The 17,000-nt window shown below is 72.3% G+C and carries 21 protein-coding genes; 16 read left to right on the top strand and 5 right to left on the bottom strand.

Annotated features, from left to right (window positions below; genetic code table 11):
- Positions 1-163: 163 nt before the first annotated feature.
- From ACFHWT_RS18360 to ACFHWT_RS18370, 3 genes are all read right to left on the bottom strand, one after another.
- Positions 164-334, bottom strand: a complete 171-nt coding sequence (locus ACFHWT_RS18360) for a hypothetical protein (RefSeq protein ID WP_416595887.1) — start codon at positions 332-334, stop codon at positions 164-166.
- A 103-nt stretch (positions 335-437) separates the two neighbouring features.
- Positions 438-701, bottom strand: coding sequence for a hypothetical protein (locus ACFHWT_RS18365; RefSeq protein WP_416595888.1), 264 nt, complete (start codon positions 699-701; stop codon positions 438-440).
- A 139-nt stretch (positions 702-840) separates the two neighbouring features.
- Positions 841-987: a hypothetical protein gene (locus ACFHWT_RS18370; protein ID WP_416595889.1), complete on the bottom strand. Its 147-nt coding sequence runs from the start codon at positions 985-987 to the stop codon at positions 841-843.
- A gap of 66 nt (positions 988-1,053) precedes the next feature.
- Between ACFHWT_RS18370 and ACFHWT_RS18375 the strand changes: the two genes are divergently transcribed.
- The 14 genes from ACFHWT_RS18375 to ACFHWT_RS18440 all read left to right on the top strand — a co-directional run bounded on the left by ACFHWT_RS18375 (position 1,054) and on the right by ACFHWT_RS18440 (position 14,825).
- A complete protein-coding gene (locus ACFHWT_RS18375; RefSeq protein ID WP_416595934.1) occupies positions 1,054-1,590 on the top strand; it encodes a DUF5753 domain-containing protein in 537 nt (178 codons plus the stop codon).
- Positions 1,587-1,781 carry a DUF397 domain-containing protein gene (locus ACFHWT_RS18380; RefSeq protein WP_416595890.1) on the top strand — a complete coding sequence of 65 codons (195 nt, stop codon included), beginning with the start codon at positions 1,587-1,589 and terminating at the stop codon, positions 1,779-1,781. The genes ACFHWT_RS18375 and ACFHWT_RS18380 overlap by 4 nt, the downstream gene beginning before the upstream one ends.
- 117 nt (positions 1,782-1,898) lie before the next feature.
- Positions 1,899-2,771: a hypothetical protein gene (locus ACFHWT_RS18385; RefSeq protein WP_416595891.1), complete on the top strand. Its 873-nt coding sequence runs from the start codon at positions 1,899-1,901 to the stop codon at positions 2,769-2,771.
- Positions 2,772-2,883: 112 nt separating this feature from the next.
- Complete coding sequence (locus tag ACFHWT_RS18390; RefSeq protein ID WP_416595892.1) at positions 2,884-4,194, top strand: ATP-grasp domain-containing protein; 1,311 nt, start codon at positions 2,884-2,886, stop codon at positions 4,192-4,194.
- Positions 4,191-5,072, top strand: a complete 882-nt coding sequence (locus ACFHWT_RS18395) for a Rossmann-like domain-containing protein (RefSeq protein ID WP_416595893.1) — start codon at positions 4,191-4,193, stop codon at positions 5,070-5,072. Before ACFHWT_RS18390 ends, ACFHWT_RS18395 begins: the two co-directional genes overlap by 4 nt.
- The gene (locus ACFHWT_RS18400) at positions 5,069-6,121 is read left to right on the top strand and encodes a PLP-dependent cysteine synthase family protein (RefSeq protein WP_416595894.1); all 1,053 of its coding nucleotides are present in this window, start codon (positions 5,069-5,071) and stop codon (positions 6,119-6,121) included. Before ACFHWT_RS18395 ends, ACFHWT_RS18400 begins: the two co-directional genes overlap by 4 nt.
- Positions 6,118-7,164, top strand: a complete 1,047-nt coding sequence (locus tag ACFHWT_RS18405; protein ID WP_416595895.1) for a dipeptide epimerase — start codon at positions 6,118-6,120, stop codon at positions 7,162-7,164. Before ACFHWT_RS18400 ends, ACFHWT_RS18405 begins: the two co-directional genes overlap by 4 nt.
- Positions 7,161-8,423, top strand: a complete 1,263-nt coding sequence (locus ACFHWT_RS18410; RefSeq protein ID WP_416595896.1) for an MFS transporter — start codon at positions 7,161-7,163, stop codon at positions 8,421-8,423. The genes ACFHWT_RS18405 and ACFHWT_RS18410 overlap by 4 nt, the downstream gene beginning before the upstream one ends.
- Positions 8,420-9,250, top strand: coding sequence for a class I SAM-dependent methyltransferase (locus tag ACFHWT_RS18415; protein ID WP_416595897.1), 831 nt, complete (start codon positions 8,420-8,422; stop codon positions 9,248-9,250). Before ACFHWT_RS18410 ends, ACFHWT_RS18415 begins: the two co-directional genes overlap by 4 nt.
- 35 nt (positions 9,251-9,285) lie before the next feature.
- The gene (locus ACFHWT_RS18420) at positions 9,286-10,848 is read left to right on the top strand and encodes an ABC transporter substrate-binding protein (RefSeq protein ID WP_416595898.1); all 1,563 of its coding nucleotides are present in this window, start codon (positions 9,286-9,288) and stop codon (positions 10,846-10,848) included.
- Complete coding sequence (locus tag ACFHWT_RS18425; protein WP_416595899.1) at positions 10,845-11,795, top strand: ABC transporter permease; 951 nt, start codon at positions 10,845-10,847, stop codon at positions 11,793-11,795. Before ACFHWT_RS18420 ends, ACFHWT_RS18425 begins: the two co-directional genes overlap by 4 nt.
- Positions 11,792-12,637 carry an ABC transporter permease gene (locus ACFHWT_RS18430; protein WP_416595900.1) on the top strand — a complete coding sequence of 282 codons (846 nt, stop codon included), beginning with the start codon at positions 11,792-11,794 and terminating at the stop codon, positions 12,635-12,637. The genes ACFHWT_RS18425 and ACFHWT_RS18430 overlap by 4 nt, the downstream gene beginning before the upstream one ends.
- Positions 12,634-14,217: an ABC transporter ATP-binding protein gene (locus ACFHWT_RS18435; RefSeq protein ID WP_416595901.1), complete on the top strand. Its 1,584-nt coding sequence runs from the start codon at positions 12,634-12,636 to the stop codon at positions 14,215-14,217. Before ACFHWT_RS18430 ends, ACFHWT_RS18435 begins: the two co-directional genes overlap by 4 nt.
- Entirely contained in the window at positions 14,214-14,825 is a 612-nt protein-coding gene (locus ACFHWT_RS18440) for a GNAT family N-acetyltransferase (protein WP_416595902.1), read from the top strand. The genes ACFHWT_RS18435 and ACFHWT_RS18440 overlap by 4 nt, the downstream gene beginning before the upstream one ends.
- A 21-nt stretch (positions 14,826-14,846) precedes the next feature.
- Here ACFHWT_RS18440 and ACFHWT_RS18445 read toward each other — a convergent pair whose 3' ends face one another.
- Positions 14,847-15,173, bottom strand: a complete 327-nt coding sequence (locus ACFHWT_RS18445) for a hypothetical protein (protein WP_416595903.1) — start codon at positions 15,171-15,173, stop codon at positions 14,847-14,849.
- 17 nt (positions 15,174-15,190) lie between these two features.
- Here ACFHWT_RS18445 and ACFHWT_RS18450 point away from each other — a divergent pair, with 17 nt between their 5' ends.
- Positions 15,191-15,985, top strand: coding sequence for a DeoR/GlpR family DNA-binding transcription regulator (locus ACFHWT_RS18450; protein ID WP_416595904.1), 795 nt, complete (start codon positions 15,191-15,193; stop codon positions 15,983-15,985).
- Positions 15,924-16,664 carry an SAM-dependent methyltransferase gene (locus ACFHWT_RS18455; RefSeq protein ID WP_416595935.1) on the top strand — a complete coding sequence of 247 codons (741 nt, stop codon included), beginning with the start codon at positions 15,924-15,926 and terminating at the stop codon, positions 16,662-16,664. The genes ACFHWT_RS18450 and ACFHWT_RS18455 overlap by 62 nt, the downstream gene beginning before the upstream one ends.
- A gap of 30 nt (positions 16,665-16,694) precedes the next feature.
- Here ACFHWT_RS18455 and ACFHWT_RS18460 read toward each other — a convergent pair whose 3' ends face one another.
- The gene (locus tag ACFHWT_RS18460; RefSeq protein ID WP_416595936.1) at positions 16,695-16,967 is read right to left on the bottom strand and encodes a helix-turn-helix transcriptional regulator; all 273 of its coding nucleotides are present in this window, start codon (positions 16,965-16,967) and stop codon (positions 16,695-16,697) included.
- Between the last annotated feature and the right edge of the window lie 33 nt (positions 16,968-17,000).

The raw sequence follows: 17,000 nt of genomic DNA on the forward strand, positions 1-17,000 counted from the left end.
AGGCGGCTGCGCCGTGCCGCGCTGGCCCGACTCCGGTCATGGCGCGGTCAGCCACGCGGTCGTCGACGTGCTCGGGAACGTGTTGGCCAACCGGGTCAGCTCGGCGGTCCGCCAGCCTGCCGCCGGCGCCGCGTCATTGACAGCTCGTCGACGGCCAGCATGATCACGCCATGGCGTGCCCACGACAGTTCTGCGAGGACGACACGGGGACGTCCGACAGTGAGGTGTACGGAGCCGACGCACAGATCCCCTCTTCCCCGGCTTCGAGGATCACCGACGCCACCGGCACCGCCGGGCTGACCGGCACCGACGCCACGAGTTGCAGGTGAGACACCTTTCCCGCCGGCTGAAAGGTATCTCACCTTCAACTGATCATGGTGATCCCGGCCGGGCGGGCGTGTGACCCCGGCTTGGTGGGTGTCGGGGGTGGGGGCCGGTCAGGGTGAGCCGTGCAGGACGACCCGGTAGCCGAGTTGCTGGCCGTATGTCATCAACGGGCGCAGGGTCGGGACGAGTTCGGTGGCCTGTGTGGTCCAGTGGTGTCCCCGGTTGCCGTCGAGTCGGCGGTGGCGGACCGGTGTCGTCTGCCGTTGTCGCCGCAACTCGCGTCGCAGGTGGTGCAGCCGCTGATAGGCCGTCGACCGGCCGGAGCGCCAGTCGAGCCAGCGCAGCCACCAGTCACGTAGTACCTCGGTGATCATTTCTCTCCCTTGATCAATTGGTCGATGGTCAGGTTTCTGTGTGTCGGGGAAGTCGGTAGAGTCCGTGGCGCTGGACGAAGATCTCCCGCCGGTCGGCGGCGTTGCCGTGACGGTCAATGACGTATCCGGTCAGCCAGATTCACCCGTCGTAGGTCCACTTGCGCTCGACGGCGATGACCCGGAGTCGGATGGCGCGGCCGTCGGCGAACTGGACGCTGGCTTCCCGGCCGATGATCAGCACGTCGCCGGGTTTCGGCTCCGGCGTGGCGAGTAGCCGGCTACTCACCAGGCCGATCCGCCATCGGGTACGTCGTACGCCCGCAGTCCGGGCACCACCTGGACTTGACCTTGACTGGAGTCCGCCGCGACGACGATCCAGAACTTCGAGACGCTCGTGGTGCCCGGCCTGCTGCAGACCGTCGACTACACCCGTGCGATCACGGTCGCTGACGCATCGCAGCCCACACCGCAGGCCGTAGAGGAACGGGTAGCGGTCCGCGTGGAGCGACAGAAGCTGCTCACCGAGGAGAAGCTTCGCCTGGTCGCGGTCATCGACGAGGCGGTGCTGCACCGCCGGATCGGCGGACCGGAGATCATGGCTGACCAGCTGACAGCGCTGCTCGAAGCCCAGGACCGGTGGAACGTGATCATTCAGGTCATCCCGTTCGGCGAGGGCGCATACGCCTCGATGCTGTCGAGCTTCCACATCCTCAGCTTCGACGAAGGGCCAGGGGTGGTCTACATCGAAGGGCTGACCGGAGACCTCTACGCTGAAGGTGAGGATGTGCAGAGGTGCGCCAAGGTCTTCGACGACCTGCGGGCATCTGCCCTGTCACCCGCAGCATCGGCCGAGATGATCAAGGACCTCCGGGATAGGGAGACACCATGAAGGCACTCGACAACCAGTGGCGCACGAGCAGCCGCAGCGGCCACAACGGTGCCTGCGTGGAGGCGAGGTACGTCGACCAGGCCACCGAGGTGCGTGACAGCAAGGACCAGGCTGGGCCGGTGCTGTCCTTCACCCCGACCCAGTGGACCGGCTTCGTCCAGGACATCAAGACCGGCAGGTTCGAAGCCTGATACCCGTCCGACCGCTGGCCCGGCAAGCGAATGCCAGCGGTGCTGCTCCGTCGATGTCTGCCTGGAGCGTTGGTGAGCGATCCGACCGCTGACAGAGGGTCGAGTTAGATTCACCCGGTGCGTCGCGGACCGGTTCTCCTGACCGCCGCAGCCGGGTGCGCCGTGATCCACGTCGCTGGCGTTTTGACAGCCAGCCCGTCCTGGCGCTACGCCGAGGTGCTGGCGATCGGCCTGCTCGTCGCCTACGCCGTGGTCAGCGGGCTGCCTACGCCACGGTGGGCGGTGCCGGCGGCGCTCGCCGTCCTGATGCTGGACGCCGTCCGGACGATGCCTGCCGACCGGGCCGAGGGCCACGGCTGGCAGGTGCTGCGGCCGGATACCGCCGGCGTCGACCGGCTCGCGGGTGTCGAGGCGGGCCTCGCCCTCTGCTGGGCGTCGCTGACCGCGGTGGCGATACTGCTCGCGGTGTGGCACCGCCACCCCCGGCGGCGCCGGACAACGGTCGCCACAGCACTGGCAGCCGCAGTGATCATCGGGTACACGGTGATCCGGATCTCCGCCATCTGGCTGACCTTGGCGGCGGACCACCGTGACCATCCGACCGGGGCTGACCTGGCCGGCTCGGTGATCGCCGTGAGCCTGGCGGTGCTGCCGCCGTTGGGGCTCGGGTTGGCCGCGCTGGCGCTCGCCACGGCGCTGGCCGGGCACCGCCGGTGGCTCGCCTCGGCCGGTGCGGCGTTGCTCGCCGTCACCGCGCTGCCCCATGTGGACGCGGCCATCCGAGCTGTGCCGCTGCCGCTGTACGTGGGCGACCAGCTGGCCTGGTCCGCCGCCTACGCCATCGGGTCGACGCCGTCGACGCCGTACCCGGTCACGGCGCTCATCACCCTGCTGGAACTGGTCGCGTACCTGCTGCTCGTCACGGGCTTGACCAATCTCCACCCGCCGACACCCACTGCCCGGACCGAGGCAGGCCAGTCGCGGCTGTGAGCCCTCGGGGTCGCTGCCGCACTCGCTGACCAACTGCCGGACGACGGCGCCTATCCTCAGTAAACGATAACCGTTATCATCACCATGCCGGTTGCCGAGCGAGGAGGCGTCGATGGCGCATGTGTTGCTGGTGGAGAGCTGGGTCGGTGCGATGGCCCACCTGCTGCCCAGGGCCGTGCTGGAGGCCGGGCACCGGTTCTCCTTCCTGACCCGCGACCTGCACCACTACCTGCGCGGCGCACCGGCCGGAGGTGCGCACCCGCTGCTCGCCGCGCACAACGTGCTGACCGCCGAGACCAACGACCTGCCCGGACTGCTGGAGCACGCGGAACAGCTGCACCGGGCGCTGCGCTTCGACGGCGTACTCACCTCCTGCGACTACTACCTCGACACCGCCGCCCAGCTGGCCGCCCACCTGGGACTGCCCGGCGCGGACCCAGCGGCGGTGCGCCGGGCGTACCGCAAGGACCTCGCCCGGGCGGCGATGGACGCCGCCGACGTGCCGCAACCCCGGTACGCGCTCGCGCAGAGCTGGTCCGACGTCGCGCAGGCCGCCCGGGAGCTGGGCTTCCCGCTGGTGGTCAAACCGGTCGACCTCTGCGCCGGCATGTACGTGCGCGAAGTCGCCGACGAGGCCGGGCTACGGGCGGCGTTCGACGCCCTCACCGGGTTCCCGGTCAACGCCAGACGCCAGCCCCGGGTGCCGACGGTGCTGCTGGAGGAGCTGCTGTCCGGCCCGGAGGTGAGCGTGGAGACGGTCACCGTGGACGGACACACGACGGTCGTCGGGGTGACCGACAAGAGCCTCGGCGGTGCCTCGGGGTTCGTCGAGACCGGACACATGTTCCCGGCGTCGCTCGACCCGGCGACCACCAGCCGGGCCGGTGAGGTGGCGGTGGCCGCGCTGGCGGCGGTCGGGCTGGACCGCGGGGTCGCCCACACCGAGCTGCGGTTGACCCCGGCCGGGCCCCGGGTGGTCGAGGTCAACCCCCGGCCGGCCGGCAACCAGATCACCGAGCTGGTGCGCCGGGTCACCGGCATCGACCTGCCCATGGTGTACGCGCAACTGGCGCTCGGCGGGACCGCCGACCTCACACCCGCCGACACCGGCGTACGCAGCGCGGCGATCGCATTCGTGCTGCCGCCGCGCCCCGGTGTCGTCGCCCGGATCGACGGAACCGGGGCCTGGGAAACCGACCCACGGGTCGTCGACTGGTCGGTGAAACCCGCCGGCCACCGGGCCGGTGACAGCGGCAGCAACAACGACTACCTGGGCCACGTCATGGTGGTCGACACGGCCGGGGCCGGCGCGCGGACCGTCGCCGACGGCCTGGCCGCGCAGGTACGGGTCGGGTACGTCGACGACGGCGGCGGCACCGACCGGCACCGGTCCGCCGCCGCGCCGGCCGGAGCGGCGGTATGACGGCGTCCACCGACAGCACCACGGCGGCGTCCGTGTCGCCGGACCAGCCGGCGTCGTCCGTGTCGCCGGCCCGGCCGGCGTACCGGTCCCTCGCCGCGCTGATCGACGCGGTACGGGCCGGACGGCACGGCGTGGACCCGACCCGCTGCCAGGTCAGTGTGGGGTTCGTGACCAGGCAGGGCGCGCGGCACGCGAATCGGCTGCGCAGCTACCGCAATCAGGTGCTGAGTCTGCGGGTCGACACGGCGGTAGGCTCCTGCGCGGTCGAACCCGGCGAGCTGCCCGACGAGGTCGTCTACGACTGTGTCGGCGCCACGGTCGCCGACCTGCTCGCCCATCCGTTGCTGCCGGTGCGGGTGGCCGCGCTCGACGCGTACCTGATGGCGCAGCACCCGCACGCCGAGGCGGCCGACACGGTGGTCACCGTGCCCGCCGGCAGCTCGCTGGCCAAGTCGCAGACCCGGGCCGCCGCCGTGGTCGACCTGCTGCCGCCGACCAGCGGCCCGGTCCTGGTCGTCGGGGTGGTGAACTCGCTGCTGGCCCGGCTCCGGGCCGACGGCCGACGGTATCTGCCGTGCGACCTGGCCGGCGGCCACACCGAATGGGACGAGCCGTGCCTGCCCGACGCGGCGGCGCTGCTGGACCGCTGCGACGCGATCCTCGCCTCGGGAATGACGCTCGGCAACGGCACCTTCGAGCCGCTGCTGACCCACGCCGCCGCCGAGGGCAAGCCGTTCGTGGCGTTCGCGCAGACCGGCAGCGCGGTGCTGCCGTGGTTCCGCGGAGCCGGGCTGACGGCGGTGTCGGCCGAGCCGTACCCGTTCTTCTGGCTCGACGGCGGCCCGACGGCCCTCTACCGGTACGGGGTGTCCGGGTGAGCGCGCCGCAGCTGCTGAACCTGGTGGGGCACACCCCGCTGATCTACGTCGACGCGCCGCTGCCGCACCCGCACGGCGGCTTCTGGGCCAAGGTCGAGTCCGTCGCGCCGGGCGGGATGAAGGCCCGCGCGGCGGTGGCGATGCTGGCCGGCGCGCGGCGGCGCGGCGAACTCCGCGACGGCGCACCGGTGGTGGAGTCGACCAGCGGCACCCTCGGCATCGGGCTGGTGTTCGCCGGGCAGGCCCTCGGCCACCCGGTGGTGCTGGTCGTCGACCGGGAGCTGGAGCCGTCGATGCGGGCGCTGCTACGCGCGTACGGAGCCCGGCTGGAGGTGGTCGAGCGGCCCCACCCGACAGGTGGCTGGCAGCAGGCCCGCCGGGAACGGCTGACGCAGGTGCTGGCGACGCTGCCCGGCGCGTACTGGCCGGACCAGTACCACAACCCCGACAACGTCGCCGGGTACGCGAGCCTCGGTGACGAGATCGCCGCCCAGGTCGACGCCGTCGACGTGCTGGTGTGCAGCGTCGGCACCGGCGGGCACAGCGCCGGGCTGGCCCGGACGCTGCGCCGGCACTGGCAGCAGCTGCGGCTGATCGGCGTGGACACCATCGGTTCAACGATCTTCGGCCAGCCGGCCCGGCGGCGGGTGATGCGCGGGCTGGGCAGCAGCATCTATCCGGACAACGTGGACTATCCGGCGTTCGACGAGGTGCACTGGCTCGGCCCGGCGGAGGCGGTGGACACCTGCCGCCGGCTGGCCCGGACGGCGTTCGTCACCGGCGGATGGTCCACCGGCGCGGTCGCCAGGGTCGCCGCCTGGGTGGCCCGCACCCAGCCGGACACCCGGGTGCTGGCGGTCTTCCCCGACGGCCCGCACCGCTACCTCGACTCCATCTTCGACGACGGCTGGTGCGGCCGGCACGGGCTGCTCGGCCCCACCCCCGGCCATCCGGTCGAGATACCGCACCCCGGTGCGGTGGAGGTCACCCGGTGGAGCCGCTGCCGGGTGGTCGGCGACCCGCTACGCCACGAGCGGGTGCCGGCATGAAACTGTCCTGGCACCCGTACCGACTGGTGCTGCGCGAACCGCTGCGGATCTCCCGGTCGGTGATGGCGCACCGCGAAGCGGTCCAGCTGACCGTCACCCACGACGGGCTCGCCGGCCACGGCGAGGTCGTCACCAGCGGCTACTACGGACTCGACCGGGCCGCGATCGAACGTACCTGTGCCGGCTGGACCGGCCGGCTCGCCGGCTGTGCGGATCCGGCGGCCCTGCGCGACGAGCTGAGTACGTTCGACGGTTCCGCCGGGGTGCTCGCGGCGCTGGACGCCGCCGTGCACGACCTGCTCGGCCAGGCCCGGGGGCGGCCGGTGCACCGGCTGCTGGCAGCGCCGGTGCCGACGCCGGTCGCCACCGCGTACACGATCGGGCTGGTGCCGGTCGCGGACGCGGCGACGACCGCGCGGCGGCTGGTCGCCGCCGGGTTCGCGGTGCTGAAGGTGAAGGCCGGTGACGACGCCGACGTGGCCCGGGTGGCGGCGGTACGCGCGGAGGCACCGACGGCCCGGCTGCTGCTCGACCCCAACGGCGGCTGGTCCGCCGAGCAGGCGGTACGGCGGCTGGACGCGCTCACCCCGTACCGGATCGACGCCGTCGAGCAGCCGATCCAGCCGGGGCGGCCCGATCTGCTGGCCTGGGTGGCCGCCCGCACCACGGTCCCGGTCGTCGCCGACGAGGACGCCGAGGACCTGGCCGACCTGGACCGGCTCACCGGCGCGGTCGCCGGGGTGAACGTCAAGCTGGCCAAGTGCGGCGGGATCGTCGCCGCCACCCGGATCGTCGAGGCGGCCAGGGAACGCGGCCTGGACATCATGCTCGGCTGCCTGGTCGCCAGCACGCTCGGCGTCGCACCGGCCGTGCACCTGGCCGGCCTCGCCCGCTGGGTCGACCTGGACGGGCACCTGCTGATCGCCGACGACCCGTGGACCGGGATCGGCGGCCACGACGGCGTGCTGCGCCTGGCGGACACCCCCGGCCTCGGCGTGACACCGACGGCGACGACTGGAGACCGGGCGGAGGCGGCGCGGTGAGGGCGACCTGGACGACGCTGACGAGTTTCCCCCCGGCGATCCGGCTCCTGGTGGTCAACCAGCTCGGGGTCAACGTCGGCTTCTACATGCTGCTGCCCTACCTGGCCGGTCACCTGCGCGACGACATCGGCCTGTCGGCCACCCTGGTCGGCCTGGTCCTCGGCGTGCGCAACCTGAGCCAGCAGGGACTGTTCCTGGTCGGCGGATCGGCCGCCGACCGGCTCGGCGCACGTGGCGTGATCATCGCGGGCTGCGGGCTGCGGGCGGTCGGCTTCGCGGTGTTCGCGGTCGGCGGGTCGCTGCCCGCACTGCTGGCCGCCTCGGTGCTGACCGGGCTGGCCGGGGCGCTGTTCAACCCGGCGGTACGCGCCTACCTCGCCCAGGCCGCCCCCGAGCGCCGGGCCGAGGCGTTCGCCCTGTTCAACGTCTTCGCCAGCGCCGGTGCGCTGCTCGGGCCGCTGCTCGGCAGCGCGCTGCTGCTGGTCGACTTCCGGGCCGCCGCGATCGGCGCGACGGTGGTGTTCGCCGCGCTGACCGTGGCGCAACTGCTGGTGCTGCCACCGCACCCGGTGACCCGCAGCGGGCAGAGCGTCGGCCGGGACTGGCGGGAGGCGCTGACCGACGGTCGGTTCCTGGCGTTCACGGTGGCGTTGAGTGCGCTGTTCGCCCTGCAGACCCAGCTGTACCTGGTGCTACCGGTGCAGGCCGAGGCCGCCGCCGGCACCGCGCTGGCGGTGGCGGCCCTCTTCGTGGTGTCCACGGTGGTCACTCTCGTCTGGCAGGTGCGGTTGACCGGCTGGCTGCGTCGGCGGTGCAGCCGTGGGGTGTCCATCGCGGCCGGGTTGGCGGTGGCCGGTCTCGGCTTCCTGCTGCCGCTGCTGCCGGTGACCGGCCCGCCTCCGGTGCGGGCGCTGCCGACGGTGGCCGCCGCGCTGGCGCTGGCGGTCGGGGTGATGATGGCGCAGCCGTTCGTGTTGGAGCTGGTGCCCGGCTTCGCCCGCGACGGGCTGACCGGCACCTACTTCGGCGTGTTCTACCTGGCCTCCGGGGTTGTGGCGGCGCTGGCCACCACCGCCGTCGGCCGGTTCATGCAGACCGGTGGCCAGCCGGACGGGGCGGCGCAGGGCGTACCCGCCGGAGCGTGGCTGCTCTGCGCCGGGCTGGGCCTGGCCTGCGGCGCCGCTGTGTGGGCGCTGCACCGCCGGGGCCTGCTCGCCCCACGTACGGTGCCGGCCACCGCCGGAAAGGCGGCCCGGTGAGCGGGCCGGTGGTCGGGGGCGGGCCGGTGGTGTCGGGCGGCAACCTGCTCACCGACAACCCGCAGCTGTACGAGGCCCAGTTTCCCGACCCGGAGCACCGGGCGGCGAGGTTCGTGGCCGACCTGGTCGACCGGTTCGCGCCCGGACCGCCCGGCCGGCGGCTGCTCGACCTCGGCTGCGGTACCGGCCGCGACGCCGGGTACCTCGCCGACGCCGGCTTCGACGTCACCGGGTTGGACCTGTCCCCCCGGATGCTGGCCTACGCCCGCCGCCACCAGCGGGTCCGGTTCGTCGAGGGTGACCTGCGTACGTTCGACCTCGGTCACCGCTTCGACGTGATCACCTGCCTGGACAGCGCGCTGCTGTACTGCCACGACAACGCCGACCTGACCACCGCGCTGGCCAACTGCCGACGGCAGCTGACCCCCGGCGGGCTGTTCGTCGCCGAGATGCGTAACGGCGCGTACTTTCTCGGCAACACCGACCTGGTCAACGGGCCCAGCATCCGGTCGGTGCGCTGGCAGGGCGTCACCTACACGTCCCGTACCACCTTGTGGATCGACCCCGCTGCGCAGCTGCTGCGCCGCCGTCGGGCGTGGACCTGGCCGGGTGCCGAGCAGGAACTGGTGCAGAGCTCCGCCTGGCGGCTGCTCTTCCCGCAGGAGCTGCGCCATCTGCTGGACCGCGCCGGGTTCGACGTCCTCGCCCTGTTCGACGCCCCCGGCCCGCGTACCGAACCGCCCTGGCATTCCGGCGCCGAGCTGGCGACCGGCCTACGCGGCGACCGCCTGCACCTGGTCGCCCGCCGCCGCGACGACGCGGCCTGATCCCCTCCGAAAATCCCCTCTGGAAGGAAACTGACATGTCGACTGTTGCCCGACTACGCCGCCGAACATTGCTCGGCGGCGGTGCCGCCGTGACCGCCGCGCTCCTCGCCGGCTGCGGTGCCGACACCCCCGCCGGCACCGACACCGCCGTCAACGGCGGCACGCCGAAGCGGGGTGGCCGGCTGCGGGTCGCGTTCGCCGGTGGCGGCGCCACCGAGAACCTCGACCCGCACCTGGCGAACCTGTTCAACGAGGCGTCCCGGGCCAAAGCGATCTTCGACAAGCTCGCCGACTACGGCCCGGACGTGTCGATCCAGCCCCGGCTCGCGCTGAGTTGGGAGCCCAACGCCGACCTCACCCGCTGGCGGGTGCCGTTGCGGGAGGCGACCTTCCACGACGGCCGGCCGGTGCGGGCCGCCGACGTACTGGCCAGCTACGCCCGGATCACCGACCCGGACCGGGCGTTCCGCGCCAAGGCCAGCCTGTCCCTGATCGATCTGCGGGCCAGCCGGGCCGTCGACGACCGTACGGTGGAGTTCGCGCTGACCCGTCCGTTCGCCGAGTTCGGCAACGTGCTCGCCGCATTCGGCGCGTACATCGTGCCCGAGGGCAGCGAGTCGTTCGACCGACCGATTGGCTCCGGGCCGTTCACGTTCAGCAGCTTCACCCCCGGTACGTCGCTGCTGCTGGCCCGGTACCCGGACTACTGGGACGGCGCCGCGCACCTCGACGAGCTGGAGTACGTGATCGCCAACGAGGAGTCGGCGCGGGTCAACGCGCTGCTCGCCGGGCAGGTCGACTACGCGCACGACATCAGCCCCACCACGGCCCGCAGCTACGCCGCCGACGACCGGATCGCCATCACCCGGATGGCCAACAGCGGCCTGCAGGGCTTCACCATGAAGCTGGACCGGCCCCCGTTCGACAACCGTGACCTACGGGAGGCGATGTTCCTGCTCACCGACCGGCAGCAGCTGGTCGAGACGGTCCTGTCCGGATCCGGGCAGGTCGGCAACGACCTGTTCGGCAAGGGCTACCAGTACTACGCCGACGACATCCCGCAGCGCGAACCCGACCTCGACCGGGCCCGGGCGCTCATCGACCGGGCCGGCGCAAGCGGCCTGCGGATCCCGCTGGACACCGCGCCGGTGGCCGCCGGGTTCGTCGAGGCGGCCAGCGTCTTCGCCGACCAGGCCCGCGCGGTCGGGCTGAACGTCGAACCGGTGCAACGCAACAAGGACACGTACTGGCGAGAGGTGCTCGACAACGGAGTCATGGCCTGCTTCCGCTCCGGTGCCATGCCGATCGAGACCCACATCTCGCAGCGACTGCTGAGCACCTCGACGACGAACGCCACCAAGTGGACGCGGCCCGAGTTCGACGACCTCTACGCCACCGCCGTGTCCACCGCCGACGAGGCGGGCCGGCGGCAGGCGTACGGCGAGATGCAGCGGATGCTGCACGCCGAGGGCGGGCTGCTGGTGTGGGGCTTCGCCGACTTCCTCGTCGCCACCGCGCCCCGGGTCGGCGGCGTGTCCGCCGAGGCCCCCGCCAACACCCTCGACTGGGCCCGGTTCGACAAGGTGTGGCTGGCTTGAGCCTGAACCGCTACACGGTTCGGCGGCTACTGCTCGGCGTCGGGCAGGTCGCCGGCATCACCACCATCGTGTTCGTGCTCACCGAGGCGCTGCCCGGCGACGCGGCGGTGGTGATCGCCGGCGACCAGCCCGACCCGGAGCGGATCGCGCTGATCCGCGAACAGCTCGACCTCGACCAGCCACCGTGGCAGCGGTACCTCGACTGGCTCACCGGGCTGCTGCACGGAGACTTCGGCGAATCCCTGATTTCCCAACAGCCGGTCCTGGACATGATCGTCGGCAGCGCCGCAGCGACCGTACTGCTGGCCGCCGCGACGCTGCTCGTCCTCGTCCCGCTCGCGATCGGCCTCGGCATGCTCGCCGCCCGGCGCGAAGGCGGCCGGCTCGATCGCGCCATCAGCGCCGTCGCGGTCGGTCTCTATGCGGTACCGGAGTTCGCCCTGGCCATCCTGCTGGTCGCGGTCTTCGGCGTACGGCTGGGCTGGTTTCCGCCGACCGCCGTCGGCACCGGCCCCAACCTGCTCGCCCAGCCGGCAGTGCTGGTCCTGCCGCTGCTGGTGCTGCTGGCCCGACCGATCTGCTCACTCAGCCGGCTGACCCGCGCCGGCATGGTCGACGCGCTGCGCTCCGAGTACGTCGCCCACGCCCGCCGCCTCGGCCTCGGTGCCCGTCGCCGGTGGCTGGCCCACGCACTGCCCACCGCCGCCGCGCCGGTCGTGCAGCAGCTCGCCCGGACCACCGACTGGTTGCTCGGCGGCGTCATCGTCGTCGAGGCGGTCTTCGTCATCCCCGGTCTGGGCACCGCCCTGGTCGACGCGGTCGCTGCCCGGGACGTCCCCACCGTCCAAGGGCTGTGCGTGATCGTGGCGGTCACCACCGTGGTCGTCAACCTGGCAGCCGACCTGGTCGCGTTCCGGCTCGCCCCGCGTACGGCAGGTGCCCGATGACCGGCCAAGCTCCGATGATCAGCCGGGTTCGGCGGACCGGCCGGGTGCCGCGCCTGGTCACCGGGGTCGTCCTGCTCGCCGTACCGCTGCTGCTCGCTCTCGCCGGTCCGGCCCTGGTCGATCTGGCCCTGGTCGGCAACGGCGCGGACCGGACCCGGCCGTTCGACCAGGCAGGGCTGCTCGGCACCGACTTCGTCGGCCGGGACGTCACCGGGCAGCTCCTGCTCGGCGGCCGGTCCGTCGTCGCGGTCGCCGCCGCCGCGACCGCCCTGGCCTACCTGATCGGCGTACCCGTCGGTCTGTTCGCCGCGCTCACCCGCCGGCGCTGGCTCGACGAGGTGCTGATGCGCCCGCTGGACCTGCTCCTCGCCGTCCCGTCGCTGCTGCTGCTCATCCTGCTCGCCGCCACCGCACCCCAGGGGCCGGTGACGCTGGTGGTAATCGTCGCCGTCATCGCCCTGCCGGAGATCGCCCGGATCACCCGCGCCGCGGCCCTGCCGCTGGCCCACGGACCCGCGATGGAAGCGATGCGGCTCTACCGGGAGACGTGGTGGCGGCGGGCGGTCGGGTACGTCGCCCGGGGTATCCGCCGGGTCCTGCTGGCCGACGCCGGGATCCGGTTCATCGGCGCCGTCTACCTCGTCGCCACCGCCAGTTTCCTGGGCATCGGCGTCGCCCCGGACGCCGCCGACTGGGCCGTCATGGTCGACCGCAACCGCGCCGGGATCTTCCTGCAGCCGTGGGCGGTGGTGGTGCCCGCCGCGCTGCTCGTCGCGCTCGCCGTCGGGGTCAACCTGGTCACCGATCAGCTGCTGGCCACCCGGCCGGAGGTCACGAAGTGATCCGGGTCGACGGGCTGTGCGCCGACACCGGTGGACAGCGGCTGCTGCGCGACGTGTCGTTCACCGTGGCGGCCGGCGACGTCCTCGCCGTCGTCGGCCCGTCCGGCAGCGGCAAGACCACGCTCGGGCGGGCGCTGCTCGGCGAAGCCGGACCCGGCGTCCGGCTCACCGGCGATGTCGAGATCCATGGTCGCCCCGTCAGCCCAGAGACACCGCCGGCCGGCGGCACCGTCGGCTACATTCCGCAGCAGCCGGCGGCGGCGCTGACCCCGGTACGCCGGATCGGTCCGGTGCTGCGCGAGATCGCCCGCCGGCACACCCCGGCGTCGTCGCGCCGGACGCGGCGCGCCGCCACCCGGCAGGCGGTCCGGGCGGTACTGGCCCGGGTCGGCCTGCCGGACGACCGCGACCTGCTGCGGCGCTACCCGCACCAGCTCTCCGGCGGCCAGCAGCAGCGGCTGGTCATCGCGCACGCCCTGCTGGCCGGTGCCCGCGTCCTGGTCGCCGACGAACCGACCACCGGGCAGGACAGCCTCAACCGCCGCGACGTCGCCGCCGAACTACGCCGTCTCGCCGGCTCCGGCGTCGCGGTCGTCCTGCTCACCCACGACCTGCACCTGGTACGGGCGGTCGCCGATGGCGTCCTCATGCTCGACCGGGGCACCGTCGTCGCCTCCGGTCCACCGGACGCGGTCCTTCCTGACACCCCAGCTCGGCCAGCGCGGACCCCCGCCGCTGACCCGCCGGGCGGTGTCAACCAGCTGCTGCGGGTCGCCGGGCTCACCGCCGCGCACCACGGCAGCACCGTCCTGCACGACATCGACATGGTCATCGGCCCCGGACAGCGCCTCGCCCTGGTCGGCCGCTCCGGCAGCGGCAAGACCACCGTCGCCCGCTGCCTGGCCGGCCTGCACCCACCGAGCGGCGGCAGTATCGAACTCGACGGCCGCCGACTCGCCGGCTCGATCGACCGCCGGCAGCGGGGCGACCTCACCACCGTGCAGTACGTCTTCCAGGATCCGCGGGCCAGTTTCCAGCCGTCCGCCGCCCTGCTCGACCAGGTCGCCCGCCCCGCCGTACGGCTGCACCGCCAACCTACCGCCGACGCGCTGCGGACCGCCCACGACCTGCTGCGTCAGGTCGGGATCGACGATGCTCTCGCCGCCCGCCGCCCCGACCGGCTCTCCGGCGGTGAACTGCAACGCGCCGCTCTGGCCCGCGCCCTGGTGGCCCGACCCCGGCTGCTGGTCTGCGACGAGATCACGTCCGGTCTCGACCGCGTCAACCAGGACCGGATCCTCGACCTGCTCGACGAAGTGTGCCGCACCCACCGGCTCGCGCTGCTGGTCATCACGCACGACCCGGACGTGGTCGACCGGCTCGCCGACCACGTCACCGTGCTCGACCACGGCCGGGTCGTGGAACACGGTCCCGCCGCCACCGTGCTGCGCGCCGGCCGGCAGCCGCTGACCCGCGCCCTGCTCGACCCTGACCTGCCGCGACCGCGCGACCCCGACCTGCCGCGACATCTGCCGCGACCCGCAACCACGTCCAGCACCGGAGAGATGAGCACCACGTGAACGACCAGAACATCGGTCCGTACGACATCCGTACCGCCACGCCGCAGCACCTCGACGGTGCCCGCAGCGTCATGCTCGACACCTTCTACCAGGTGTTCGGCTACGGCTATCAGCCGCGGTGGCACGCCGACGTCATCGACCTCGCCGGCACCTACCTACGGCCTGAGCGGCATGCGCTGTTCGTCGCGGTCAAGGGCGACGAGGTGGTCGCCACCACCGCCGTCCGCGCCGCCGCGCCGAACAGCCCGCCGCATCCCCGCTGGCTGGTCGACCGCTACCCGGCGGCGAGCACCGCCCAGCTGTTCCGGGTCTACGTACGCCCGGAACACCGCCGCAACGGGCTGGCCCGCGCACTGGTCCGACGGGCCGTCGCGTTCGCCGCCGGGCACCCCGGCTACCGGGCGGTCTACCTGCACACCGACACCGGGGTCCCCGGGGCGGAGGCGTTCTGGCGGAGCGTGGCCGAGGTGGTGCACGACCCCCGCGACGGCAGCCCGCACGCCTCCCGGGTGGTGCACTTCGAGATACCGATCCCCGTCAAAACCCGGCGCGTCCCGGTAGCAGCGGGTTCGGCAGGTCGGAGCCGATGGCCGCGGTCACCGTGCTAGGAGAGAGCCCGTCTGCAAATGTCACCGTGCTCGGGGCTGCGGCCCGGCCAGGAAGTCCGGGTAGGTGAGCACCTTGGTGTAGTTGGCGAACCCGGCGAGGACCGAAATCTCCTGGACGATCACGTTGTCCCGGAACGAGTAGCCGACCACCATGACGATTGGGACCACCATCAGGACCACGATCAGCAGCACCGTCGGGGACAGAAACCCGTACGGGACCAGGCGCCGGGCCAGCGTGGATCGGGGCCGCCCAGGGGCGGCCGGTGCGGCGCGGGTCGAGGCCGGGGTGCCGTCAGGGTCATGACTTCTCCTTGGTCGGGTGCCGCGCCGGGTGTTCCGGCGCGGCACCTGGGCGGGACTACTCGATGACCGAGGACCGGTTCTCCTGTGTTGCGGGCGAGTGCGTCGGGCAGGGTCTTCGAGGCGGCGCCGTCGACCAGCGGCTCAGCCTGCAGGAGAAGGAGAAGATCGCGGCACTGGCCGCGGCGTTGGTTGAGGACAGCTCGACCATCATGATCAACAGCGGGACGACGACCCTGGCGGTCGCCCGCAACCTGGGCGAGCACCGCGACCTCACCGTGGCGACGAACAATCTGCTGGTGCCCGGGGCGCTGCCACCCACCGTCATCGGCGACATCGGCGTCGGCGCGGTAGATGCGGAGGCCGGTTGCACGACCAGCAACCTCGCCGAAGCCGCGATGATGCAGGAGATGATCTCGCGCGCCGGCCGGGTGGCCATCCTCGCCGACTCCTCGAAGTTCGGCCGCCGACTCTTCGCCCAGGTCTCCGAGCTAAGCAGCGCGGACTACCTGATCACCGACACCCTGCCGCCCGCCGAGCTGCGGGAGGCTCTCGCCGCGAACGAGGTGAAGGTCATCACCCCACCCGCCTCATCACGACAGCGAGGAGCCCGCAACGCGGTCTGCCGGGCACAATCTCCGCTCACCAACGGCTGCCCTGCTGGAGCCCGCCGGGCCGTCGGACCGTCGCCCCACTTGCGTCGCCACCCCTTTCGTACGAAAGAATCCCTTCATGACCGAGGACTGGGAGCTCCCTTCAGGCTCCAGCCTGGACAGCGCGGTACCGCACTCGGCGCGGATCTGGAACTACTGGCTCGGCGGCAAGGACAACTTCGCGGTCGACCGGGCTGCCGGCGATGAGGTGATCGCCCACATTCCGGACATCCCCATCGGCGCCAAGTCCGAGCGCGCGTTCCTCAAACGGGTGGTCAGGTTCCTTGTCCAGGACGCCGGCATCCGGCAGTTCCTCGACGTCGGCACCGGACTCCCCTCGGCGGACAACACCCACGAGGTCTCGCAGTCCCTCGACCCGCACTGCCGGGTGGTCTACATCGACAACGACCCGCTGGTCATGGCGCATGCGCGGGCGCTGCTGACCAGCGCCCCGGAAGGCAGCTGCGACTACATCGAAGCCGATCTACGGGAGCCGGAAGCGATCCTCGCGTCCGCGCGGCGGACGCTCGACTTCTCGCAGCCGGTCGGGCTCATGCTCCTCGGCGTCGTCAACCACCTCATGGACGACGACGTGGCGTACGGATCGGTCGCGCAACTGGTGCAGGCGATGCCCACCGGCAGCTACCTGGTGCTGACCCACTCCACCGCGGAGATCCACGGCGAGCCGATGCTGCGCGTGATGCGGGAAACCACCGAGCGCGGCGGCACACCGATCCGCGCCAGGACCAAGATCGAGCTCGAACGCTTCTTCGACGGGATGGATCTGCTGGAGCCTGGCGTTGTCACGTGCTCGCGCTGGCGCCCCGACCCGGAGTCCGACGAGCCGGAGGTCTACCTGTTCGGCGGTGTCGGACGCATCGGTTGAGCCATTACAGGTCATCTTGTCGTCTGCTGGTCAACTGTTCCTCGTGGCATGTCGGCGGTAGCGGCCGGGTGGTAGGCCGTGGCGGCGGGTGAAGGCCCGGTTGAAGGCGAACTCGGAGATGTAGCCCAAATGGTGGGCGATAGTGGCGACCGGCAAGGTGGTGTCGCGTAGCTTGCGGGCGGCCACGTCTAGGCGCCAGCGGGTGAGGTAGGTCAGTGGCGGTTCACCGACATGGCGGGTGAAGCGCCGGGCAAGAGTGGCGCGGAAGACGTTGACAGTCGCGGTGAGGGTGTCCAGGGTCACTATCGTGACCGGGTCGCTCGTGCAGCACGGCCA

Source organism: Micromonospora sp. LOL_021 (assembly GCF_048060215.1).
Classification (GTDB): Bacteria; Actinomycetota; Actinomycetes; order Mycobacteriales; family Micromonosporaceae; genus Micromonospora_E.

Bases quoted from the DNA above. Each gene is read 5' to 3' on its own strand.
- ACFHWT_RS18365 (WP_416595888.1), bottom strand. From the start codon at position 701: ATGATCACCGAGGTACTACGTGACTGGTGGCTGCGCTGGCTCGACTGG.
- ACFHWT_RS18380 (WP_416595890.1), top strand. From the start codon at position 1,587: ATGAAGGCACTCGACAACCAGTGGCGCACGAGCAGCCGCAGCGGCCAC.
- ACFHWT_RS18390 (WP_416595892.1), top strand. From the start codon at position 2,884: ATGGCGCATGTGTTGCTGGTGGAGAGCTGGGTCGGTGCGATGGCCCAC.
- ACFHWT_RS18395 (WP_416595893.1), top strand. From the start codon at position 4,191: ATGACGGCGTCCACCGACAGCACCACGGCGGCGTCCGTGTCGCCGGAC.
- ACFHWT_RS18405 (WP_416595895.1), top strand. From the start codon at position 6,118: ATGAAACTGTCCTGGCACCCGTACCGACTGGTGCTGCGCGAACCGCTG.
- ACFHWT_RS18420 (WP_416595898.1), top strand. From the start codon at position 9,286: ATGTCGACTGTTGCCCGACTACGCCGCCGAACATTGCTCGGCGGCGGT.
- ACFHWT_RS18430 (WP_416595900.1), top strand. From the start codon at position 11,792: ATGACCGGCCAAGCTCCGATGATCAGCCGGGTTCGGCGGACCGGCCGG.
- ACFHWT_RS18450 (WP_416595904.1), top strand. From the start codon at position 15,191: ATGACCGAGGACCGGTTCTCCTGTGTTGCGGGCGAGTGCGTCGGGCAG.